Annotated in this window: 16 protein-coding genes; 12 read left to right on the top strand and 4 right to left on the bottom strand. The window is 52.2% G+C overall.

Going from position 1 to position 24,281, the window contains the following annotated elements; all coding sequences use genetic code 11:
- Positions 1-797 precede the first annotated feature (797 nt).
- Positions 798-1,100: a hypothetical protein gene (locus P8N76_28700; GenBank protein MDG2385683.1), complete on the top strand. Its 303-nt coding sequence runs from the start codon at positions 798-800 to the stop codon at positions 1,098-1,100.
- 309 nt (positions 1,101-1,409) lie between these two features.
- A complete protein-coding gene (locus P8N76_28695; protein MDG2385682.1) occupies positions 1,410-1,997 on the top strand; it encodes a sulfatase-like hydrolase/transferase in 588 nt (195 codons plus the stop codon).
- A 672-nt stretch (positions 1,998-2,669) separates the two neighbouring features.
- On the opposite strand, the gene P8N76_28690 is transcribed toward P8N76_28695, so the two are convergent.
- The 4 genes from P8N76_28690 to P8N76_28675 all read right to left on the bottom strand — a co-directional run bounded on the left by P8N76_28690 (position 2,670) and on the right by P8N76_28675 (position 7,224).
- Complete coding sequence (locus P8N76_28690) at positions 2,670-3,182, bottom strand: hypothetical protein (protein MDG2385681.1); 513 nt, start codon at positions 3,180-3,182, stop codon at positions 2,670-2,672.
- A 310-nt stretch (positions 3,183-3,492) separates the two neighbouring features.
- Positions 3,493-3,906: a thioredoxin family protein gene (locus P8N76_28685; GenBank protein ID MDG2385680.1), complete on the bottom strand. Its 414-nt coding sequence runs from the start codon at positions 3,904-3,906 to the stop codon at positions 3,493-3,495.
- Positions 3,907-4,388: 482 nt separating this feature from the next.
- Complete coding sequence (locus tag P8N76_28680; GenBank protein ID MDG2385679.1) at positions 4,389-5,186, bottom strand: hypothetical protein; 798 nt, start codon at positions 5,184-5,186, stop codon at positions 4,389-4,391.
- A 547-nt stretch (positions 5,187-5,733) separates the two neighbouring features.
- A complete protein-coding gene (locus tag P8N76_28675; protein ID MDG2385678.1) occupies positions 5,734-7,224 on the bottom strand; it encodes a hypothetical protein in 1,491 nt (496 codons plus the stop codon).
- Between the two features lie 493 nt (positions 7,225-7,717).
- On the opposite strand from P8N76_28675, the gene P8N76_28670 reads away from it, so the two are divergent.
- The 10 genes from P8N76_28670 (at position 7,718) to P8N76_28625 (ending at position 24,269) form a co-directional block, all read left to right on the top strand.
- Positions 7,718-11,770, top strand: a complete 4,053-nt coding sequence (locus tag P8N76_28670; GenBank protein MDG2385677.1) for a lamin tail domain-containing protein — start codon at positions 7,718-7,720, stop codon at positions 11,768-11,770.
- Between the two features lie 344 nt (positions 11,771-12,114).
- Entirely contained in the window at positions 12,115-14,907 is a 2,793-nt protein-coding gene (locus tag P8N76_28665; GenBank protein ID MDG2385676.1) for a sulfatase-like hydrolase/transferase, read from the top strand.
- A 39-nt stretch (positions 14,908-14,946) separates the two neighbouring features.
- On the top strand, positions 14,947-16,044 hold the full coding sequence (locus P8N76_28660; protein ID MDG2385675.1) for an exo-alpha-sialidase: 1,098 nt from the start codon (positions 14,947-14,949) through the stop codon (positions 16,042-16,044).
- Positions 16,041-16,952: a dihydrodipicolinate synthase family protein gene (locus P8N76_28655; GenBank protein MDG2385674.1), complete on the top strand. Its 912-nt coding sequence runs from the start codon at positions 16,041-16,043 to the stop codon at positions 16,950-16,952. The genes P8N76_28660 and P8N76_28655 overlap by 4 nt, the downstream gene beginning before the upstream one ends.
- Positions 16,953-17,466: 514 nt before the next feature.
- Positions 17,467-17,778: a carboxymuconolactone decarboxylase family protein gene (locus tag P8N76_28650; GenBank protein ID MDG2385673.1), complete on the top strand. Its 312-nt coding sequence runs from the start codon at positions 17,467-17,469 to the stop codon at positions 17,776-17,778.
- Between the two features lie 252 nt (positions 17,779-18,030).
- Positions 18,031-18,429 carry a hypothetical protein gene (locus tag P8N76_28645; GenBank protein MDG2385672.1) on the top strand — a complete coding sequence of 133 codons (399 nt, stop codon included), beginning with the start codon at positions 18,031-18,033 and terminating at the stop codon, positions 18,427-18,429.
- A 51-nt stretch (positions 18,430-18,480) separates the two neighbouring features.
- Positions 18,481-19,488, top strand: a complete 1,008-nt coding sequence (locus P8N76_28640) for a hypothetical protein (GenBank protein MDG2385671.1) — start codon at positions 18,481-18,483, stop codon at positions 19,486-19,488.
- Positions 19,489-19,656: 168 nt separating this feature from the next.
- Positions 19,657-20,538 (top strand): ThuA domain-containing protein, encoded by an 882-nt coding sequence (locus P8N76_28635; GenBank protein ID MDG2385670.1) that lies wholly within the window; start codon positions 19,657-19,659, stop codon positions 20,536-20,538.
- Positions 20,539-21,163: 625 nt separating this feature from the next.
- Complete coding sequence (locus tag P8N76_28630) at positions 21,164-22,426, top strand: NAD(P)-binding protein (protein MDG2385669.1); 1,263 nt, start codon at positions 21,164-21,166, stop codon at positions 22,424-22,426.
- A gap of 313 nt (positions 22,427-22,739) precedes the next feature.
- On the top strand, positions 22,740-24,269 hold the full coding sequence (locus P8N76_28625) for a hypothetical protein (GenBank protein MDG2385668.1): 1,530 nt from the start codon (positions 22,740-22,742) through the stop codon (positions 24,267-24,269).
- Positions 24,270-24,281 lie beyond the last annotated feature (12 nt).

The raw sequence follows: 24,281 nt of genomic DNA, 5'->3' as shown, positions 1-24,281 counted from the left end.
TCCTGGGATCTGCATTTGTGTCAATTTTAGTTTCGAACGAGAACCGAAGCATCGGCCAATGCATCATTGTCGTTCATTGGGGCTCTCAACCGACCATGCCAACAGGATAGGTTAAGTTTTAACAAAACGAAAGCCTCGACAAAACGTGACAGGCACTGTTTGAGCTGTCCTCAGCAACCCTTCCTTCGCAACTCGAGAACGAATTCGCCATCGGCCACCGTTTTTCAAACGCAAACCACTGCAAGCCGACCGGACATGTGTGGGGATCCATCCCAACCCAACAAGCTTTAACATTCTAACCGCCTTCAGCGGCGTCGTTCGTTTGGAACTTTTAGTCGGCAGCTTGATGGGCGTTGCTAAGGTTGGCATTAAAATGATGGCAGTTCATAACCGTTCCTGACCGAAGATGGACTTTGCCGAATTTCTTACCGGTCAACAACGTTATTTCCATTGCGGATTGTCGATCGCAACTGAAGATCGAACGATCTTTATTTTCAATCTTCGCTCAGCGGTTGAATCACAATCGTGCGCAAGTCGATCAGGCAATTGTTGATACGGCCCTGCGAACGAAAAACGGCCGGTCGGCTACCCGCTTCAAGTTAAACGTCCAATCACCGATTGCCGGTAATCATCCCACGTTCCTGTTCCGGCGACTTTGCCAGTGATCTGTTGCGATCCAATGTTTAAGATGAACGCGCTGTTTGCGGTGCCGTTCTCACCAGCGTAGTCCATTAGGATTTCATCTTCGCCTGTTTCAGGCACGTTGATCGACCAGCTCGGTCGCGGAGCGTCATGCGGTGATATTTCCCCGAAGCGAGGAAGAAAGACGACACGCCTTCAAAACGCTCCGACAACATCCGGCGCCTGAAGGACTGGCTTTCGCCGTGACGCTACAGAGCCACAAGATGTATGAACAACAGGCATCGACCACCATTGTTTCGATCGCCAGCAAGGTAGCCATGAAAGATCCCCAAAAAGCGGAAAGAGCATTGCAGCAGGTGCTTCACTTGACGACGAATGTCAAGCTAAAACAAGCCGCCGAACATCAGCTCGCCCTGATACAAGCGTCTGATACACAACCACGAGCGGCAGCCGACTAAACCACGCACGGTGAAGCTACGCTGTGACAGCGTGCCCCTTTGGCTACGGAATGTCGTGATCATTGTGTTTACGCCCTCTCCGCGGCCTCAAAGAAATGTCCCGTGTTGACTGCAGTGATTCCGACGACCTGACCTTAGCGGCTAGATTTTGGAACGGCTTAACACGAGTTGTCTTCGCAAGATGATCATCCACAGGCTCTTGCCTTTTGACGACACGGTGACGAAACTGACCTTCGAAACGTTCGCATAAACGGAGAAGCTTTTTCCATGACAAAGTGAAAACAGGTCGTCGTCAACGGTTTCATATTCGTGTGTCTTCTGACTTTGTTGCCGACGGCGCGTGCGGCACAGGCGGTCAAACGCAATGTCCTGCTGATTTCCATTGATGATCTGAACGACTGGGTTGGTTGCATGGGTGGCCATCCCCAAGCGAAGACACCTGCGATTGATTCCCTCGCCAATCGCGGAACACTGTTTGTAAACGCGCATTGCCAGTCGCCAGTTTGCAATCCTTCCCGTGCGAGTTTGTTGACCGGGCGCTATCCACACTCGACAGGAATCTATTTTCTGACACCCGGTTACCAAGCAGTGCCCTCTTTAAAGAATGTTAAAACCATGCCCGAACGGTTCGCCGACGACGGGTACGAAGTTATGGGCGTGGGCAAGATCTTTCATGGTCAAGGCAATCAGGTATTTGCCGAAGTTGGAAGTTATGGCGACGGTGATTTCACAACGTCTGACTTGGTACTAGCATTTACGATTGGCGGCTACGTCGACCAAGCCCTTGCAGCAGTCAAAATACTGCCGACGTCAACGGTCGCCGCCATTGATCAACTCTATTCCGAAGCTGATCGTTTCGAACCGAACCGTTCACCTCTACAGTCCTCCAACCAGTAGAAGGAAAGCGGCAAAACCGCTGTGACCGTCGAAACAAACGGATCGCGCAAGAAAATAACACTCGACCTTCAGAGCTTGAAACGCGTGTTTGATCAATCAGACGATCGAAAACATCGCCCTACCCCGTCACAAAGACCATGAGTACTGACTGGAACCTTTCTCGCTAGAGCCGGACAGCTTGCCTCACCAAGCGAAGTCGTCCTACGGATGCGGCACAACAAATCGGTCGAAAGCCCTGCACAAACATCGAAACTGACCACGGCCTCTGCCAACGCGCCACGTGGACAAAAAAAGTATCGAAAGGCAATCTTCGTAGTGCGTCAACTCAACAGATGAGGGCGGTTGTTAATTGCCTTCTGCTGGAAGCTGAATTCGTGATACTTGAACGACCTCGTCACAAGTGTCGGACCAACCAATGTAGTGCACCCTCACCATGTCATTCGCAAAAACTTCCAACACCTTCCCTCGCCACCATGATTCTTTCCAATTGACAATAACCCGATCACCAGCGTTCAGTTGTTCCACCGACAAAACGGTTTTGCCAGTCGGTTCAATTGGGGCAGCTCTACAGCGAATCGGAAGGGACTCCTCCGTCACCTCGTTGAACCTCAGAAAGGCGCAAAGACCGACAAGGTAGCCGTTGCCGACGCCAGGTAAATCAAGCTCATTTTGTTACTTTTCGACAAGCGATTTACTCGCGTTCGGAATGTCGCTGCCGTTCTGCCTGATGTTCACCCTAACCGTCGCGCCATTGTCAACATACGCTTGAACGCTGTCAAAACGGGGGGGACACAGAGATCCAAACAACAAGACGGGCTTGGGACTTCCCTTCCATTCGGCGGTGTGAACCTGCTCATCGTCGACGACTATCGCAACTTCCCAATTAACGTCAAATCGCCCCTCATTGACGCCGCCTACCCGATGGATCGGTAGTTCATTGTCCATGGCAATCTGAAGATAGAATTTTCTGTCGCTAAAACATCCACCTACATCTCGTAGGCGGATGTCGCCTTTCTGAAGTGACATCGACTCAATGGATGCACTTTGTTTGTGACGGTGGTCCCACCAGTTGCGGATGTTTCCTGACTTTGCCATCAGCACCATCGCGGCCAGCATGGCAAGAAGGACGGCAACGAATTTCCAAGAGCGCCCAGCCGATGCAGCACAATCCAGTTCATTCTGCATCGCATACCTCAAATAGGGTCTAGAGTTTTCACGGGTTCTGCCTACCGCTTCATGCGGAATTGAGGCGACTCATGTTCAGTCCAATTCGGCGAATACGTTGGGGCGGCCTGTCGATCAGACAGCAACACAGATACAAGTGACATGATCAAATCTCGAAATGCGAAGAGCAGCGACGTTCCACGCCGACGCAATTTGACTCGGGCAACCTGATCCAGCGGAAAGCTGAAATGTGGACAGATCAAATTCGACACAAGCCCCCCGGCACCGACCGAAAGCTACCTCGTCCATGCAGAAGGCAGCTACCAGCTTTTCACTGCTTGGCAACTGAAGGATTTGGCATGCTTAGCAACTCAAGGAAGTCGGATTTTCCAATGCCCCCATCTCGCCACTGCAACACATTTCCCTGTGGATCAGTAATCATTGTGACGGGTGCCCCGAGGATGTTGTAGCGAGCCCTCAGACCGGCAGTGGCCGAGTCCCCCACGTCAATGGCCACGGGAATGAATTCAGCATTCACCCGTGCCGTCACCTGTTCATCAGCCCACACATTGCGTTTCATAATCCGACACGGACTACACCATTTGCCGGTGAAGTACAGGATCATCGGCTTATCCGATTCGGTTGCTTGTCGCTGGGCCGAGCTGAAATTGTCTGCCCAAGCAATATTGTTAGCAGGAGCGTAGAAGCAGTACCAAGCATAGGCAAGGGAAACGACGAGGAACATCAGCCAGAAGCACCGCCAGAACTGAAAAAAAAATTTCGACCTGGTGGTGTTTCCGGTTCGTTCGATGACGGTAACTGGGATTGCAAGTCATTCATCGTCGTGCGTTGTACCCTCTGATATGCTGTAGAAAATTTTGTTCTCGTTGGCCAGTACGGAGTCCTCTGCGCCGGACTCGGTAGCAAATCTCACGAAGCTGACTCAATAGCGAGAAACCCCACAGATGCCAAAGCACCATTGCCAAAGCACCATCGGGTCGTAATCCGTGCATTTTACTGCGTGCATCCATTTCTGTGCCCCACCCGTGAAGAATTAATATCATGGAAGACAAGATTCTGCCAGTGGTGGCTTTCATGGTGTTGGAATCGATCGACGAACAGGCTCTTTTGGAAAGTTTGTCGGGCGGATAAAATCCGCTGATACCCAGCCCGCTATACGTTTTCCGATTACGGCAGCGTGTGGGGGCCGGATATGTCTCACTTAATCTACCTGCCACCGAGACAATCCTTGCTGGAAGACACAGGTTGCATTTCAAGTTGAACAAACAACACGGCTTCGGCCTGGCGATGGTTGACAACGAGTGTCTTGTCATCAAGTCGTGCGAGGTCCTGCAAGTCAAACTTAGCCTTGCCAAGTATCAGAGAGCGGCTCTCAAAACGGCCATTAATTCGATAAAAGTCTTGGCCGTGAGAATGGACCTGGAATTGATCGATGGCGGGTAAGTACTCAAGACCTTGGATGCCATAGGGCGACTTGAAGTCGACGGAGTAATCTCTCACATGCTGAAACTTTTGGTCGAATTCCACGATTCGATCGAGATGATCATTGTCGAAGAACGACTCCGCGATGAAAAATCGTCCTTTGCGGTACGCGATTCCTCCGGCGCAGATAGTAAAGTGTCCACCCACATCATGCTTTTCAATTAATTGGAGCGACTGGGCATCGTAAACATGAACGTAATGCTGGTTGGTACCGCCCGCGGCACAGCCGCTCACGGCAACATAAACTCGGCCCTTCACACAAACGAGGCCCCCATGGTGTAGCCGCAACCTCGGCCCCGCTTTCGTCAGATGACCCTCCAGGTCATATTTAAAAAGTTGTTGAGTGTTTTGCACATAAAGAAATTTCCCATCTGTACCGATCCCTTGCTGACCGTCGTCTGAGGGCAAATGCAGCTGACGTTTCACTCGAAATCCAATTGGTTCTACCGCATCGGAAGTGAACGGAATAAGCAGGCCGAAAATCAAGCATCCCCTCATAAGCATCAGAAACTTCCGCCGCATAAACCGGTTCCTTTTCTTTCGCAAGGTGCTCGTTCAGCAGCACCTCCAGGAGAATCTTCGAATCAACTTAGCAAAGCCAACCAATATCTAAGTTTGTCACGCACAGCGTTCGCGATGCGGCCATGCCTGCTAGGCTTTCCAAATTTTGCATGGCGTGAGAATGATTGCAACCTTTCCCGTGCTACGCCGAGTTAAATCAACGATCAGAATTACATCTTTTCAGAAAGGGAATACAAACGACCTGAGTACCCCGATTTAGTTTCTGCGGCTTGGGTGGCAATCCCAGGGCGTCAATCATCGTCTGCCTATTGCTTTGTCACTGCAACCGCTGTCGGGTTCAGCTCGGCAGGTCGCAAATGCAACAATCCCCCGGCAGGACAGGAATTCAAACAGACTCCTTCATGAGCTTGTCGAGTCCCCGTTTCCCGACTGAATTGAACCCTACTTTTCATGGACAGTCAGTACCCACGACGTGAGATGATTTAACGACGGCAAGTTTGATGATTTCAATCGCGAAACCGATCATGTAATCTAGAGATGAATCCGCTCATTCCAGCCAATATGAATAGAACTGCCCGTCGCGGAGCGTGAAACGAAGGCTCACATTCTGGTTCTTCATCGGGTCGATGTCGCCTTCAGCCCACTCCACCCCTGCATGCGTTAGATCACCGCTGATCGGCTTTGAAAATGCAACCACCTTGCCGTTTCGATCGAGCAACTCGACCTGAAGCTCGCCCTGCGGCACGTCCACGTTGACAAAAAGTTTTGAGCCAAGCAGCTCGAAGGGTTCGGTCAGGATTGAGCCTTCGGAATCTTCTGAATCCAACGAGATGAATCCGTCCCGGCGTAACACAGCCAAGCAAATTGCACCGGCACCGTGTTCGAGATTTTTCGGCAGGGTACGATATCGAATTCCGGTATAGTAAAACCACAACTCGTCACTGTGAATCACCGGTGAGCTAGGTCCAATGAGTTGCGTGAGATCGTAGACATTTTCGCCCATTGGCGAGGGTCCAATAAACGTCTTGCGGTCGCCAAGTCGCTTGAACGTTTTGAGATCTCGACTGCACACGAGTTGGATGAGGTGGAAGCCGTCTTTGTTCCAGCGGTTGTCGTTGGAGTGGAACATGGAGGGCATGCCGATATAGAGGCCTTCATAACGGAACAATCCCATGTTGTAGACATCCACTTTGGGCTCTGCCGTATGGCCCTTGTACGTGTCGCGAATATCCCACAAGGCCCTTTGAAGTTGCAGACTCGGATCAGCCCGACGTGCCTTAATATGTTTCTGACCGAGCTTCTGGTCCAACTTATCGGCATGAAAAATCAGTCGCGGTTTTGTCCACTGCTCAAAGTCCTTACTCGTGGAAAGGTATACGGATCGGCCGTAGGGACCGCCCTGTTTGACCGTCAGAATAAATAGATGTTCCCGCTCATCAAACGACAAGTTCGATTCGTCCTGACTAGCAATTGCTGGCACGTCGAGGCGTTTCCAATGAATGCCATCGGGACTGACGATGGGTTCACGACCGAATGCATGCGCCAACCCCTTGAATCGCCGGGAAGGGTCCGGATCTGTGGCATCGTAGACAACGTTTTCAATCGCATTTGCTGGCCAGTCAAGTTTTGGGTCAACCGTGACCAGATTGTTATCTAGGTTGCCGTTGATCATCTTTTGGCGAAGGTTGGGCTTCGTCCAATGCAGTCCGTCCTTGCTTTCCGCATAGGTCATCCCCCCCATGGGAATATTCATGGAAGTGATCATCCAAAGCTTGAATCGTTTGGCACTCGGATCCCAGGCCGGAGCACAGCGGGTCTGCAGCGTCGTCTCCCAGGGACGATCCGGGGGGATCACCGCTCCCTGCTTGGTTGGCGGATGCATTGTACGTTTGAGATTGTGGATTTCTGAGACACCCACATCATCGAGAAAAAGCTGTCGTTCGCCCGGCGGAACGCGAAAGTGCTTGTCGCTGTCCGTCGGCGTCTGGCCGACGACGACCATCGCCACGATCATCGTCGGGATGAATGAAAACAACATTTCGGGCGATTCCTTTGTGCTGCCGAATGAGTCTCGAAAGGTCCAATGGCTGCCGGCACCCGTGCACTGCATGCCTGCACCCGTGCACGGAAGTATAAGCGGTGAGACCTAGAATTTCGAGCATTTTTCCACCGGATGTATTCCCCAAGATGCGCTCGTTCAGTATGAGCACATTTCAAAATCCGTTATTCAAATGAGATATTTGGATTGGCTGATTTGGCGCACGTCGGCGCGACCGGACCAAATCGGCAGGCACGGCCGAAATCGAGGATGCACAGCCAGAGCGGAACAACGCATCGCAAGTGAATCAAACGGCGTTCGAGGAGGCGATTAAGAAGTTGGGAGCTCCAGAAAATACAACGACACACAACCACTGGCTAATCTCGCCAGCCAAGCACCGATCGGCTCGTCATTCCGAAAATACTGCATGCAGACCATGTGGGTCCCTGGTAGAATCAATGGCTTCCTACCTGGCATTTTACGGGAGTGAAAGATGCCGCGTCATTGGTTTAACGTCCGTCAAAACTTGAATCAGACCGTCCTACGTCGCAACGTTCTTGACGGGGTCGAACAGCTTGAACCGCGAATTGTACTCGATGCGAGCATCGTTATTTCAGAATTCGTGGCGGATAATAGCAAGGGCCTTAATGACGAAGACCGAGATCGAACCGATTGGATTGAGCTCTACAACGCCGGAAATTCAACCACCGATCTAACCGGCTGGTACCTGACGGACAATCCCGAGACGAAAAACAAATGGGCCTTTCCGAAAACGAGCCTTGACGCGGGTCGTTATCTTCTGGTCCATGCGTCGGGCAAGGATCGAGCAACCGCTGAACAGCCACTGCACACAAACTTTCAACTTGATGCAGACGGTGAATCACTCCTTCTTGTCCAGAAAGATGGGCAGACCGTCATCGACAACGTCGGAACATTTGGCAATCAAAAAGTTGACGTCGCATTTGGCATTCGTCAGAACACAGACACTCATACGCTTGTTGCATCAGGCTCACCCGCCCGCTGGATCATACCTAGCCCCGAAAACGGTGGTGATCAGATTGAAACCTCGTGGACGGCAGTGGACTTTGACGACTCATCGTGGCCCGACGGAACCAGCAACATCGGCTTCGACAAGCGAACCGGTTTCGAGGAGTTCATCGGAACCGATCTGCAGGACGCAATGGCCGATAGCGCAACCGCCTACGTACGTGTTCCGTTTGAATCTCCGTCGGCAAGCGCCGTATTCTCGCTGGTGTTGAGTATGCGGTACGACGACGGATTCATCGCTTATCTCAACGGCACCAAAATCGCGAGCACCAACGCCCCAGATAATCCTGCTTGGGATTCTGATTCCGACGGGACAAATCGCGACACTGCCGCAGTCTTGTTCGAAGACTTCGACGTATCTCACTTCGCTTCTTTGCTTCGTACTGGCTCCAACGTACTGGCGATTCACGCCATGAACACAAATATTGCGAGCGATGACTTCCTGATGGTGCCTCGGCTCACGGCTCTGCAACCGGGAACCGTGACCTCGACAGAACGAGGTTACTTGGCGCGACCGACACCAGGCGGCCCCAATGGAACGACCACTTATTCAGAATTCATTCCGAATGTTGACGTTGACGTTCCGCGCGGGTTGTATGATTCCCCCTTTGATCTGACACTGTCGACGGAATTGCCCGGCGCAACGATCGTTTACACCACCGACGGAAGTCAACCTGCAATCGACAACGGTACCCTGGTGTCCGTGAACAATCCGGACGAACTCGCCCAGGTTGCGTTACGGATTGAGCGAACGACCGCTCTTCGAGTTGGGGCTTTCAAGGATGACTTCTTGCCAGCGAACATCGAAACTCACACCTACATTTTTGTCGACGATATCGCATCACAAACGGCGCAAGCGACTATCGATGCTGGATTTCCTGAAGCATGGGGAGACCGAACCCCGGACTACGGAATTGATCCAAACGTAGTCGGGCCAAACGATCAATTCGATGGTCTTTATTCGAATCAATTTGTAGATTCGCTTGAATCGATCCCGAGTATGTCGATCGTCATGTCCAATGAAGACCTCTTCGACGCAGAGATTGGAATCTATGCAAACAGCGAGAGCTCCGGACGAGAATGGGAACGGTCCACGTCGGTGGAATTGATTTTGCCGGATGGCAGCGAAGGTTTTCAGGTCGACGCGGGAATCCGAATCCTCGGCGGCTTCTCTCGCCGCGCAGGGAAAAAACACTCACTACGTTTGGAATTCCGTGGCACGTACGGTCCAACAAGACTTCGCTATCCGCTGTTTGGCGAAAGTGCCGCAACTGATTTTGATACGCTTGTGCTACGCGCCGGATTCAATGACAGTTGGGTCTGGACTCCAGAATCGACCCACTATGTCCGCGACCAATGGACTCGCGATACGCAACGATTGATGGGACATCCTAGCTCGCATGGTACTTACGTTCATCTGTACATCAACGGTCTCTACTGGGGAATGTACAATCCATCGGAACGTCCCGATGCCTCTTTTTCGGAATCGTATTTCGGTGGCGATGAATCGAATTGGGACGCACTCAACTCGGGCGATCCGGTGGATGGTACCGACGACGCCTGGCGACAACTGAGGCAACTTGCACGGGATGCTGGCAAATCGAATCAAACACAGAGCAATGCCGCATTTCTAAAACTGCTTGGTCGAAAACCGGATGGCACAAACGACCCGGAGCTTGAAACGCTCTTGGATATCGACAACTACATCGACTATATGATTCTGAATTACTACATCGGGAATACGGACTGGCCCGGCAAGAACTTCTACGTCGCCCGTGAACGGGGCCCCGAGAGCACTGGGTTTAAATTTTACTCTTGGGATGCGGAGAGATCTCTCAATGACGAAGAAGGCGCCCACGTTGGCGTCAATATGCTGAAGACGACTGGTGGTGTGGCAAGCCTCATTTCACCCCTTCGGCGCAATGATGAGTTTCGTCTGATGTTCGCTGATCGAGTGCATCGTCACTTTTTCAGCGGCGGCTTGTTGTATGTCGACCCCAACAATCCACAGGTGGATGAAGCACACCCAGAACGCAATGTCCCGGCAGCTCGCTATCGACAACTTGCCGAACGGATTGCGCTGCCACTGGTGGCGGAATCCGCTCGCTGGGGTGATACGCGCAGAACACAAGCCGCGCTGACGATCGCGGATTGGCAAGCCTTGCTCGACGACGCGTACGCCAACTACTTTCCGCAACGATCAGCCAATGTACTGGCTCAATTGATTGATCGCGATCTTTATCCGACCACCGAAGCGCCGGTCTTCAGCCAACATGGCGGTCCGATTGAATCAGACTTCGATCTTCAAATGGTTGGACCGGGCGAGATCTATTTCACACTTGATGGATCGGACCCGCGACAGAGCATTCTGGAACCCGGGGTATTGGAATCCGGCGTGCGACCAGGAACCAATCAATACTCTTCACCTATCAAAATCAATTCACCAACGACTGTCAAAGCCCGATCGTTCGCCGGTGGCATCTGGAGTGCGTTAACAGAGGCAACATTTACCACCGCCAAAAATCCGCTACGCATTAGCGAATTAATGTACCACCCAAACGCCACGGATGAAGAGCTAATTGTCGACGGTGTCAAAATCGAAGAGAGTGACTACGAGTACATTGAACTGATGAATATTGCGGACGTTGCCGTCGATTTGTCGGGGCTTTCGTTCGACGCTGGAATTTCGTTTTCATTTCCCGAGACCAGCGTGCAAGCGGGTGAACGCGTCATTATCGCGCGGCACGAAGGAGCGTTTCGACATCGCTACGGCATGGAAGCAACTGTCCTGGGCGAGTATGGACCGGAGGGTGGGAAACTTAGCAACGGCGGCGAAACGATTCGGCTTGTCGATTCCGTGGGAACAGTCATTCAAGAATTGACCTATGCGGATGACTGGCACGCCGCAACAGATGGCGACGGCCCGTCACTCACGCTGCGAAACGTGAGTGATGACTCTGCTCCGGAAAATCCAAGGGATGCTTGGACCCTCAGCCTTGGAACCCATGGGACTCCCGGTCAAGAAGACCGTGCCGATCTTCAAAACGACGGTTCACTTAACATCGATGACGTTGATTTGATCTGCGCACAACTCGCTTCATCAAATAGCCGGCTTGATTTCAACCAGGATGGAATGGTGAATGATTCTGACGTGAGAGCGGTCATCAAGGAAACTTTTGAGACGAGTCTGGGCGATGTAAATCTAGATGGACAGTTTGACTCGGACGACCTGATCCGTGTCTTCCAATCGGGAAAATTTGAAGACAATATTGCAAACAACGCCAAATGGTCTGAGGGAGACTGGAACTGCGATGGCGACTTTACGACCGAAGACCTCGTCACTGTTTTTCAGGCTGGTACGTTCGTGTCGCAAGTGAACGTGGCGGCGACACCTCATTCATCGGCCGAAATGTCAGCCTCGATTGCCGCAGCAATCGACTCAAGATTAGAGCAGAATCAATGGCCCTGGCGTGCCCATCATCGTTCGGGCCAAGCTTAACCACCAGGACAAGGTGAAACTGGCATATCAGATTCCGAGACTGGAACAGTGACCGTCAAATCTCAACGCTGAACTCAGTGCGAGCGTTCCAATGTTTCAGCTCCGAAAAGAACGATTTCTCACAACGAATCCTCCATTCAACTCAACTCGCCATCAGCCATATTGCCGCAAGCAACAAGCGACGGGGTGTATCTCTGCTAGGATGACGATGATTTTCACCATCCGCAAGAAATAGACGAATGCATCCAGAGCCTACTCGAGTCCCAGTTCAACAGTACAAACCGCTTGTACCCAGAACTCGATCGAGTAAAGTCTATAGACTTACTCAGTTTTAGAGGAACCCCATGCAACGTTTTCTGGCGACCATCACCAGCTGCTTGATGATTGCAACCTGCGGTCTCGACGGCCGGGCAGCGCAACCGAATGTCCTATTCATCGCCGTCGATGACTTACGGAGTGAACTCGGCTGCTACGGCAACGAGCATGTAAAATCCCCGAACATTGACCAACTGGCCGCTCAGGGCACCCTGTTTGAACGAGCCTATTGTCAGCAGACGGTCTGCAATCCATCGCGAGCCTCCTTGTTGACGGGAATGCGTCCTGACACGCTCAAGGTTTGGGATCTGCCGACGCACTTCCGGCAACGTAAGCCCAATATCATCACGCTCCCGCAATTCTTCAAGAACAGTGGTTACCACACGCAATGCGTAGGCAAGATTTTCCATAACTGGCGGCAGGATCAATATAAAGGTGACGCGATCTCATGGAGCGTGCCCGCCACCCTGCACTACAACAGCCACAGCAACGATCAACCGCAGGTCGCAGGAAAACTCCCACCGAATTTGGCTTCAGGTAAGGGTGGAACTGAATGTCGCAACGTACCCGACAATGCGTACTTCGACGGCCGCGTCGCGGAAACGGCGATTGATACGCTCCGGGCGATTGGTAAAGCCGACAAACCATTTTTCCTGGCCGTTGGCTTCTGGAAACCGCATACGCCGTTCAACGCCCCGAAGAAGTACTGGGACCTCTACGACCGCGAAACGATCCCAGTTCCGCAGCATATTGCGCCGCCAACGGACGTGCCCGATATTGCGATCACGAGTGCGCGTTATCACGGCGGAGCGAACTCGGCAGAATTGCGGGAAATGCACCACGGCCACCTTGCTGCCATCAGCTATCTTGATACACAAGTCGGGCGAGTGCTGAACGAACTCAATGCGCTTGGACTTAGCAATGATACGATCGTCGTTTTTTGGTCCGATCACGGATTGCATCTTGGCGAGCACGGCTTGACTCGCAAGACAACCGTGTTTGAACTCGATGCGCGTGTCCCGCTGATCATTCGAACGCCGAAGCACGAGTCGGGCCAGCGAACCGAAGCGCTCGTCGAGTTACTCGATCTCTATCCAACGCTCACGGATCTTTGTGAATTGGATGGACAGCCGGAATTGGAGGGAGTTTCGCTGGCTCCATTATTAGATCATCCCGACAGTGACCTCAGAGAGTTCGCACTGACCCAGACGCCACGCCCCAATTATCCGCGTGGAAAACCGCCCAAGGTCATGGGGTATTCGATTCGTACGCAACGTTACCGATACACGCAGTGGCAGGACTTTCAGTCCGGCGAGATCCAAGCACGTGAACTCTACGACCACGACAACGATCCGCGGGAAACCGTGAATCTGGCCGAACATCGGGATCAACAGGCTATCGTTGCCAAACTGGGAGCACAACTTGACACCGTGCTCAGTCAATCATCGAAACCATTGCAGTCGCGGTTGCTCGACGGGCCCGAGCAGAAAAAAGGAAAGCCCGTTGAAAGCGTTGATCGACCGAATATCATTTTCATCATGGCGGATGATCTGGGTTATGGCGACCTGGGCTGTTATGGACAGCAACTGATTTCGACACCGCGAATCGATCAGTTGGCCGCCGAAGGAATCCGGTTCACCCAGGCGTATGCCGGTGGTCCGGTTTGCACAGCGTCTCGAAGCGTGTTGATGACTGGACTCCACAATGGACACACGCCGGCCCGCGATAATGTGCCTCACTATTCGACTTACCTGCAAGAAAGCGATATCACGATCGCCGAACTGCTCAAGCAAGCTGGTTATCGGTGCGGTGGGGTTGGCAAATGGTCGTTGGGAGATGCCGGGACAGTGGGACGGGCGACGAATCAAGGCTTTGATACCTGGCTGGGCTACCTTAATCAGGATCATGCTCATTATTACTTCACAGAATATCTCGATGATGACGAAGGTCGAGTTGAATTCGCTGGCAATGCCGCGTCTCGAACCCATTACAGTCACGACTTGCTGACCCATCGGGCGCTCGAGTTCATCCGAGAATCTAAGGACAAGCCTTTCTTCCTGTATGTGGCGTGGACGCTGCCTCATTTCTCAGCAGCGCAGGAAGATCCAGACCGTCTGACAATTCCGTCAACAGCTCCCTACTCGAAGAAAGCATGGAGTGAACAATCAAAGAAGTATGCCGCGATGGTCCACAGGCTGGACGTCGATGTTGGACGAATCTTGGATCTTGTTGATGAAATAAAGCTTGCCGAAAACACGCTAGTCATCTTCACCAGCGATAACGGGGGCCACGCCACCGTCTCCAAACGCTTTAATACGAGCGGACCACTTCGCGGTTTCAAACGACGATTGACCGAAGGCGGCATCCGTGTGCCCTTCATCGCTCGCTGGACCGGCTCAATTCCGACTCATAAAACAAGTGACGAAGTGATTGCGTTTCAAGATATGCTGCCAACCTTTACAGAACTGGCAGGCGTGAAGTCTCCTCAGGGCATTGACGGTATTTCCGTAGTAAAAGCGCTGCGAGGTGGCAAAATTGATTCAACACGAGAGTTTCTTTACTGGGACTATGGCCACTGCCGACGGCGTTACGATCAGGCCGTTCGCTGGAAAGACTGGAAAGGGATTCGCCTTGGAACAGACGGCCGCATTCAACTCTACGACATCGCGACGGATCTCTCCGAGTCCCATGACGTCGCGACGAAAAATCCAGACGTTGTTCGGCGCATCGCAAAAATAATGCACAGCGCTGCCACCCCGAGCCAGCGATACCCGATCGGAAAATTGTATAATGGCGGGCCCCTGTGGACCCCCGCGAAATAACCCCCCTTCAAAACTGAAATCATTCTTGGACGTCAGACAATGAAAATGAAACGTGAAACCCTGGTATTGTTTTTCGTGATGCTCGCCAGTTTGGCCGCACACGCAAAGGATGCAAATCTTCCTGAAGTTGCCAAATCGGGCGACGGATCCGTCCTGTCAGCAGCACTGATTTACGACCTGGCTGGTGCTCCGACGCCCGAGTGTCATGCATCGACAATTGTCGAGACGAAAAGTGGATTGGTGGCCGCTTGGTTTGGTGGAGCCCATGAGAAAAATCCCGATGTGGGAATCTGGTTATCACGACACGTTGATGGGAAGTGGACAAAGCCCGTAGAACTCGTCGACGGATCCGAGAATGAAGATCAGGAGTACGCTTGCTGGAATCCCGTATTGTTTCAACCTGCCAACGGACCGCTGATGTTATTTTACAAGGTGGGACTCAATCCGCGCGACTGGTGGGGTGCGTTGATCACATCCAACGACGACGGCAAGACATGGTCGAAATCACGGCGACTCGGTACCGACAAAGCCTTACCTCAGGCGAATCGAAACCTCCTCGGTCCTGTCAAGAACAAGCCGATCCAAATGGCCGATGGCAAGATCCTTTGTCCAACCAGTACTGAGAACGAGGGTTGGAAAGTTCACTTTGAAGTAACTCCCGACCTCGGCAAAACCTGGGAAGTGATCGGCCCCCTGGAAGGCGATTTCAACGCCATCCAACCCAGCATCCTCACCTATCCCGATGGGCAATTGCAAGTTCTTTGCCGCACCAAGGAAGGGGTGGTCGCACAGAGTTGGTCAAAAGACAATGGTAAATCTTGGACGCCACTCTCTGCCACCAGCTTGCCCAACCCTAATTCGGGAACTGATGCCATCACACTGGCAGATGGTCGACAGTTATTGGTCTACAACCACACGCAAAGAAAAGGATCGTTTCCCTCCGGTCGTAATATGATCAACGTGGCTATATCGGAAGATGGAAAAACCTGGAAACCCGTCCTAACTCTTGAAAAAGAAAAGGGCGAGTTCTCCTATCCAGCGGTAATTCAGTCAAGCGATGGCAAAGTCCACATCACCTACACCTGGCAACGCAAAAGTGTCAAGCATGTGATTCTCGACCCAAAGGTGATTCAGTGAGCCAAGAACAGTTACAACTGCAGGGGATCGTTCCACCACTCGTTACGCCGCTTTCCGCTCGCGATGCCCTGGATATCGAAGGACTGGGCCGACTGCTGGACCATGTCATAAGCGGCGGTGTGTCGGGCGTGTTTATTCTTGGCACGACCGGGGAAGCACCGAGCCTGAGTTATCGGCTGCGGCGTGAAATGATCGCGGAGACGCTGCGGATTGTTGCCGGACGCGTTCCGGTACTTGTCGGTGTGACTGACACAGCGTTCGTTGAGTCAGTCGAGTTGGCACATTATGCGGCCGACTGTGGAGCCGACGCCGCGGTGCTGACTACGCCGTATTACTTCCCAGCCGGCCAGACGGAATTAACGGCTTATGTTCAGAACATTGCTCCGCTAATTCCGCTGCCCATGATGCTATACAACATGCCAGGTCTGACGAAGGTTTGGTTTGATATCGAGACACTTCGAACGCTGTCGGCAATTGATTCGATCGTGGGAGTCAAGGACAGCAGCGGCGATATGAACTATTTCGCGGAACTCTGCAAGCTAAAAACCCAGCGACCGGATTGGACGTTCTTGCTTGGCCCCGAAGCATTGCTTGCCGAGGCACACGCGCTGGGCGGCGACGGTGGCGTCAACGGTGGAGCAAACTTCGCCCCCCAGATATTTGTCGATTTCCATCGAGGTTTAGTCAGTGGTGACGACGCAGTCGTCTCTGCAGCAGGCAGGCGAATCGATGCATTGCAGGCGATTTACCAAGTTGGCAAGTACGCTTCCCGGCACATCAAGGCAACCAAGTCGGCACTTTCGCTACTGGGCATTTGCAGTGACCTACCTGCCGATCCCTTCCATCGCTTTCTTTCACCGGAACGCGAGCAGGTGGCAGAGATCCTGCGAAAAGTCGAAATCCTATGATCGCAACGGTCTTCTACACGCACATCGACTGGCCGTTTTGGTCAGCCGTTTCATGGCGATCAAGACACGAACGAGATGACTCACTATCCCGTCAGCGTGATCGAAGGCCCGATCATGCCGGGTCGAACTCATCGCGATTTGAAACTCGTCGAGCGACAAGTGCATCGCCTCAAGGAAGATGCGAAGCGATTATTTAAAGAACCTGAAATCAAAAAGCGACGGAATCCTTTGAAAACGGCCGACCGCTCACAGACCCTAGTGAGACCATCCTGACAACTTACTGAGTACAACGCGCACCAAGCCGACAGCCTGTTGAGTAAAGACGCAAAGAAAAAATGAATCGACCGCGAAAACCTCACTCTACGGAGATGCAATTACGGACACTCCACGCAGAACAGAGAGACAGCTACCAGGTTGGCGGTAAATCGCTGACCATTCGGAAACGGTCTGGAATCGATTGTTAGTTCACGGGTCAATTATGTGATTCACTACAAATTTCAAAAGGAAACCCAACATGGCTTACGACGACAGTTTGATCGTTGATCACATCAAACAAACGCACAGCACGGAGCAGCTGACTGAACGAGAGAAGCACCTGATCGGTTTGGCCGTGACGATGACCCGCGGTTGCCAAGTTTGCACACGCAATCGGATTGAAAAGGCTCAAAGCATCGGAATCAGCGCTGACGAGCTCAACGCCCTGGTCGCAGTCACTTCAGCAGTGAACAGCGGTGTGACAGCAGCAACAGCGCGTGTCGCATTCGGGATGCTCGAAGAAGAAAAAGCAGGCGAGTGCGGCGACGTTTGCTCGGCGGACCCAAAATGAGAGTGGATTCCACCGCGAGAGTTGCGTGAATCTAGATTCGAAGGATGAAATCCAACAAATCGATGCGCCTTGAGTACGCCCCTTGCCCCAGTGAACGACGGCGCGTCGATCGTTGACATCACAACGGTGATTTTTTTAGCAGGTGGGCCGCCTTCGAGTTGATCGGCCCCGTCGGTAAATGGTCCGCAAATCGCCCCAGCCCACGACATACCGATCAGAAGTTATCAGTATTAACAGTGAGGAAGATTTCCGATGAAAGACACCGTGAAAGTCGGCATGATCGGCGAAGAGCAATTCGTCGTGAGCGAACAGCACTCGATCGACTTTGCTTATGACGGGATGCCCCAAATCCTATCCACGCCTTGGCTGATCTGGTTTCTGGAGCATGCGGCGCGCAGCGCTGTGCTACCCTTGCTGGAGCCGGGCGAGAGCACTGTCGGTGTGGTTGTCAATGTCGAACACACGGCCGCGACGCCGCTGGGAGCAGAGGTCGTTTGTCGCGCACGAGTGATCTACAGCGACGGTCCACTGATCTCCTTTCAACTCGAGGCACGGGACGAGCACGAGAAGATTGCAATGGGAACGCACAAGCTGCGAGTGATCCAAGCTGCACGCCTCGCTAAAAAGGTCAATGCAAAGCTACGACACTAAAAGAGCGGATTACCAATGCAACAACAATTTCGACCGCAAGGAGTTGCAACCGTGAAAACCACAAGATGGGCTCTCTTGCTCATGAGTAGCCTGGCATCGCTCACATTAACTGGAAACGCAAAGACCGCGGAGCCTACCTCAAAAACAAACCTGCATGAAATCATCGTGAGTCACGCTGATGAAAATAACAAACTACAACTCTTTCGCATGAAGGAAGACGGCTCTTCCAGACACAAAATTACAGATGGCAAACATGACTGCATGATGCCTGCCTGTTCTCCTGACGGCAAAAAGATCGCGTACGTACAACAGAACAACAAAGGGCTCACTCTTTGGCTCAGCGATCTCCTTGGAAAGAATCCTCGAGCGCTCACAAAACCGGGGAGAAATCTACTGCCTTCTTGGTTGCCTGACTCGAAACACATCGTCTGGATGAAGAACCAACCGAGCCAAGATCGCCAAGACCCTTCACACAATAGCCAGATCCACCTCATGAATACGGAAACGGGTGAATCGCGAAGACTGTTCACCGATCCGGAGCAACTTAAATTCAGCAACTCGATGCCAGTCGTTTCTCCCCAGGGAGATCAGATCGCCTTTGTCTCCAACCGCAACGGTGAGATGCGTATTTGGATCAGCGATCTGGATGGAAGTCACGCCCGACCAATTTCCCCTCCGGAAACAGAGTATCACCAGGCGATCAAGGCACCCATCGAACAAAAAGTTCCAGCTTGGTCACCGAACGGTAAATGGATTGCACATTGGGAAGGTGTCGAGATGGTCCACCTCAGCAAATTCACCGGAGTCGCAAATCCAGAGCGAGATCGGATGATCTCAGCAACGTTTCACGTTTGGGTGGTCAGCAGCGATGGAAAAAACAGGCGTAAAGTAGGCCGCGGAGACGATCCCACTTGGTCTCCCGATGGATTCGTGACTCGGGCTTTTCCGGACCGAGACAGAGGCGGCCCCAAAATCATGATCGAAATCGAATCCGGAGAAAAGGAAATGCCAATCGTGCCTCCCCAAAAAAATTGGGGACGATTCACCTGGAAGCCATGACTGTCACCTGGCTGGCAATTCAGATTGTCTTTTTGAAGCCCGAAAGGTGATTGGTGACGTTTATGGTAAAATGCGGTCGCCCAACAGGGCCCGCTTCGATCAAAAATCACCCCATCCCCACCCCAAAGCTACCTGCACCTTTCATCTCCAAGCCAAGGGTTCACGCAAATGGCATTGAAAATTCAATTCAGACTACTCGCTTTTCTGTTCTGTTTGGTAAGTGCCGCGTTGGCAGAAGAGAAAGCGAAGGTCGTCTTTCTCTCTGGCCCGCCCAGCCATGGAGCGATGCAACATGAGCATCGGGCCGGCAACATGATTCTGGCGGACGCATTAGATCGTTCGGGTCTCAACATCGAACCCGTGCTTGTGCCGCACCCTGGATATCCCGAAGACAAGTCGATTCTTCAAGATGCAGCAACCGTCGTAATTTTCTGTACCGGGCACAAAGGACATGTCCTGAACCCTCACCTTGAGGAATTCGACAAACTGATGCAATCAGGCACAGGCGTTGTCATGATTCACTGGGCGACGGAGGCCGAAAAAGGAAAGCCGGGTGAAAAGTTCCTGGAGTGGATGGGCGGCTTTTGCGACCTCGACTGGTCAGTCAATCCGCATTGGACACCGAACTTCAAAGATTTCCCAGATCATCCGATCGCCAACGGAGTCCAACCGTTCCACATCAACGATGAGTGGTACTACCACATGCGTTTCGTGAAAGATCTACAGGGCGTAACGCCCATTCTATCCGACCTTCCCCCCGCGGAAACGCTGCGCCGACCCGATGGCGCACGCAGTGGTAATCCAACGGTTCGCAAAGCGGTCGGTTCGGGTGAGAAACAACACGTTGCGTGGGCCTACCAACGTCCTGAGGGCGGGCGTGGTTTTGGTTTTACCGGAGCCCACAATCACGTCAGTTGGCAGGATGAAAATTTTCGCAAGGTTGTGCTAAACGCGATACTCTGGACCGCCAACGTCGAAGTTCCCCCAGACGGTTGCCCTTCGCCGTCAGTGAGTGATTCGCAAATCAAAGCGAATGTCGACAAAAAATAGGCACTCTTAACAAATCTTGCAGCCAGGCCAAACCATGAAAAGCCACAACGTCTAATCACCGCATCACGCGAACACTTGCTGCCATAGCAGCTCACTCCCTACTCGTAACAGACATGCTGGCGAGCGACCCCCGCCCCATCATTCTATTCTGAATCTCTGGTGACAGGCGTTGCGCCCACTCTTGTGCCAATGGGGTTCCGGACGGCAAAAAAATCAGCAACGCTGGTGAAACGCTGCGGAGGGTCGATTCCGTCGAAACCGTTGGGTAAGAATTCAACGCCCCCGATGATATCCGCACATCGATCGCCGTGACGGCCTTGAGATCCAACACCACTTTTTGAAACAACCAATCTGCCGACTAGTCGGAGGCAATGGATGATCCTACCGAGTTACTGAATTACGACTCACGCAAATGACTCACGCAAACGAATGGTGCAAACGAATGGTGCCTTAATTAGCCGAACACAATTGAAAATTTCATTCCAATGATTAAAGCGATTTACATCGATGAACCAGTCTATTCGAATTCAAGGAAACCTGGGATCAAAGCGACTTTGATCATTCACTTGATGCTTTACTGAAGTACATTTGGTAAAATATTGTCAATCACGGTAAAACGGCTTCCATGAACCCAACAGAGATCCCCAAACAAGAGGCATATTCACGCCGTGAGGATCAGGTTCATAGGACCATCGTGATCGGCTCGAGTCCGGCGGTCTTGCTCCAAGCACTTTTTCTCTCCGAACAGGGGCGGCGCGTAACGATCCTGGAATCGAAGGATCAGCTGGGCGGGGCCTGGTACGGGCGAAACCTTTGGGGACTGGGCCATATCGATGTGGGCTGCCACTACATCGATCGCCGAGCATCTACCTTCCGTTTTTTGACCGAAGAGCTTAATCTCCCCTGCGATCGACAGCGTTACGATTACTTATGGTACACCGGATCGCCGTTACGGAAAGAAGAGCAATCCACGCCAAGCATGATGGCGAGAGTACAACGCGAACTAATGAATTGGCTGATCGGAGATCGCTTGGTACAACACGATCTTTGGTGGTTGATACACAGCATCGCGATACTCAATTTACGATATTTGCCCACGGCATTTTCGGAATTCTTTCTAAAAGAATCCCGACTCTACCCCCGAGGCGGAGCTCATGCAATCGTATCCGCCATCCTTGCAAAGATCGAGAAGAGCTCAATTGAAGTTATCACGGGGGTCACTGTCGACCGGGTCGTCGTTGGTGAAGATGAGACGGAGGTAACCGTCCACACCGACAAGAACTGCTATCGGGCAATAGAGGTAGTGACGGGGCAGAACGTTAGCTTCCGGGTCCTGCAAAATGAGAAATCTCTCTTACAGGATCGCCCACGATACTCCACAACTCACACGGTGCTGAGAATCAAAGACCATAAGCAGCGTCCATTCGACTATATCGACATTTTCAAGTCAGCTGAAAGTTCGCTCCGTAGGATCCAAGACGTAACCCCCTACGCAATCAAACGATCCAATCTCACAAGAAAGCGATCCAAAAAAGTCATCGAATGGTGCCGAGGCAGTGGTGATCTCATCAAGGCCAAACATGACAGGCAGCAACCGAATCGCCAAAAAGACGATCTCCTGATCTGTTGTCAACATTCAGGCGAACTTTTTTCCGAGGAAGAAACCGCCAGCGAACTCCTGAAGCATCTGAAGCAAATCCGCCTCCTTGCGAACCATTCACAACTCGTCGCTTGGCATTGCGAGTCCTACATAACCTGCAGTGATCCGTCTAGGGATTCGTCGCCTGAAATGAAGGACAAGCTACCGCAACAGATCCAAATGCTGCCCACCAACGATCTGAGCAAATCTCTCGAGCTCACTCAGAGTCGGTGGAGTTCCCTGAGTTGAGTCCCGCGCACTCGACGCATCCGAGCCAAAACTTCATCTTTTGAATCTGCTCACTTAAAGCAGATGGCTCAATCGCCATTAAAAGATAGCATTAGCCGAAAGAGGGCTATCAAAAACTTGAGGGCTGCGTAACTCAAGAAAACAATTGATCCACCCCGAGAGGCTGGTAGGATAGACCATCCGAGCAGGATAATGCAGACAGGTTTATGCAAGAAACTCATTCCTGAACGATCGACCTAGCATTCACCCTCTCCATTCGGTCTTGGGGAGCATCAAATACAAAATGGCAACTCCGTTGACAGGAAAAAACGGAATGAACAAATCCCGACAATCCACTTTGATCGGCGTTTGGATCGGGCTGCAAATCATCTGTAACGGTGCGATCGACAGCGTGGTTGCTGACAAAATCGACGTTCGCGAAGCTCAACTCTTTCTCGACGATGGTGTCATCGAATCATCGACTCTGGTGGAAAGAGTCATGCATCAGCCGATCCGTCACCCCGCTAACCCGCTGCTCTCCCCGGAGGAACCCTGGGAAGGCACCACCATGAACTATCTAAGCGGTGTTTTTCGCGACGAAAAAAGTGGTTTATTTCGAGTCTTCTATGTGGGTGTCGTCAACGGCGGTGTACCGGACATGCCCAAAATCTTTTATCCGATTTGCACAGCAAGTAGCAAAGACGGGATTCATTGGCAACGTCCGAAGCTGGAACACTATGCGGATCTGACCAATGGCCCCAACAACATTGTTCTCCATTTGGATCAAGGCTGTATCGCAGCTCCCAGCATTATCTATGAACCGGAGGACGAGAAAGCGCCTTGGAAGCTGCTGATCCATCACTCCATCAAGGCGCCTTGCCATTATTATGTTCGGTTGGCAACATCGCTCGATGGCATTCACTGGGCATGGAAGACGACAGCCAAGGACGAGGTCTACGCGAAGATGCACGACCGCATGACGGCAATGTTAGACCGAAGCAATCCCGAATTCCCGTATTTGTTATTTGGTCGACCCTCACTTTCAGCAGACTACCCATTAATTTACCCCGGTCGAATCCATCAGCGGGAAGTTTTCCAGACCCGTCTCAGCGCCGATGGCAAAAAAATCTCCGGCAAGCCGACCGTGACGCTGCGCCCAGATCTCGAGGATCCTCCCGAAGTCGAGTTCTACCACATGAGCGCGTTTCGCTACGAAAGCCTCTACATTGGGACCTTGATGATTTATCGCGTGGAGGAACCGCCTTCTGCGGAGGTACAACTGGTCACAAGCCGCAACACGCAGGACTGGCATCGCGTCCGACCGCGACGCCCATTCATTCGAGGCAGTTTTCCTGCTGGACGACAACAAGGGGTCTGGGATGCGGCTGGTGTACAACCTCAACTGAGCCCTCCACTCCTTCATGATGGAGCGCTTTACTTTTATTACTATGGTGGTCCCGCCTTTCATGGATCTCGATTCCTCAAGGGAAGATTTCAATTAGGATTGGCGCTTCTACGTCCTGACGGTTTCGCATCCCTGAGGTCAACGTGGCGAGAAGGTGTCATCACCACCAAATCTTTTCGCTGGCCAGGGGGACAGTTGGTAGTAAACGGCCAGGAACTTGGCGGAAGTCGCACGAATCAAGCGTATCTCCGCGTCGCTATTCTCGATGAAGACGGAGATGAAATCCCTGGCTACGAAAATGCCGCAAGCGATGTCCTAGCCGGTGACTTTCCCGCTGGCATCCCGAGTTGGTCCGATCAACCTCAAGAGCTTGATTCACTCATCGGAAAAACAATCCGATTGCGTTTCTTCTTGCGACAAGCCGAAATCTATTCCTTTCAATCCGTGATGCCTGAATAAACGCAGCAAGAT

It is taken from the genome of Pirellulaceae bacterium (assembly GCA_029243025.1).
Taxonomy (GTDB): Bacteria; Planctomycetota; Planctomycetia; order Pirellulales; family Pirellulaceae.
This window is presented reverse-complemented; position numbering and strand designations above follow the sequence as displayed.

Excerpts from the sequence above, each read along its gene's own strand:
- P8N76_28650 (MDG2385673.1), top strand. The coding sequence starts at position 17,467 with ATGGCTTACGACGACAGTTTGATCGTTGATCACATCAAACAAACGCAC.
- P8N76_28625 (MDG2385668.1), top strand. The coding sequence starts at position 22,740 with ATGAACAAATCCCGACAATCCACTTTGATCGGCGTTTGGATCGGGCTG.
- P8N76_28630 (MDG2385669.1), top strand. The coding sequence starts at position 21,164 with ATGAACCCAACAGAGATCCCCAAACAAGAGGCATATTCACGCCGTGAG.
- P8N76_28680 (MDG2385679.1), bottom strand. The coding sequence starts at position 5,186 with ATGCGGCGGAAGTTTCTGATGCTTATGAGGGGATGCTTGATTTTCGGC.
- P8N76_28645 (MDG2385672.1), top strand. The coding sequence starts at position 18,031 with ATGAAAGACACCGTGAAAGTCGGCATGATCGGCGAAGAGCAATTCGTC.
- P8N76_28660 (MDG2385675.1), top strand. The coding sequence starts at position 14,947 with ATGAAAATGAAACGTGAAACCCTGGTATTGTTTTTCGTGATGCTCGCC.
- P8N76_28690 (MDG2385681.1), bottom strand. The coding sequence starts at position 3,182 with ATGCAGAATGAACTGGATTGTGCTGCATCGGCTGGGCGCTCTTGGAAA.
- P8N76_28670 (MDG2385677.1), top strand. The coding sequence starts at position 7,718 with ATGCCGCGTCATTGGTTTAACGTCCGTCAAAACTTGAATCAGACCGTC.
- P8N76_28675 (MDG2385678.1), bottom strand. The coding sequence starts at position 7,224 with ATGTTGTTTTCATTCATCCCGACGATGATCGTGGCGATGGTCGTCGTC.
- P8N76_28685 (MDG2385680.1), bottom strand. The coding sequence starts at position 3,906 with ATGTTCCTCGTCGTTTCCCTTGCCTATGCTTGGTACTGCTTCTACGCT.
- P8N76_28665 (MDG2385676.1), top strand. The coding sequence starts at position 12,115 with ATGCAACGTTTTCTGGCGACCATCACCAGCTGCTTGATGATTGCAACC.
- P8N76_28635 (MDG2385670.1), top strand. The coding sequence starts at position 19,657 with ATGGCATTGAAAATTCAATTCAGACTACTCGCTTTTCTGTTCTGTTTG.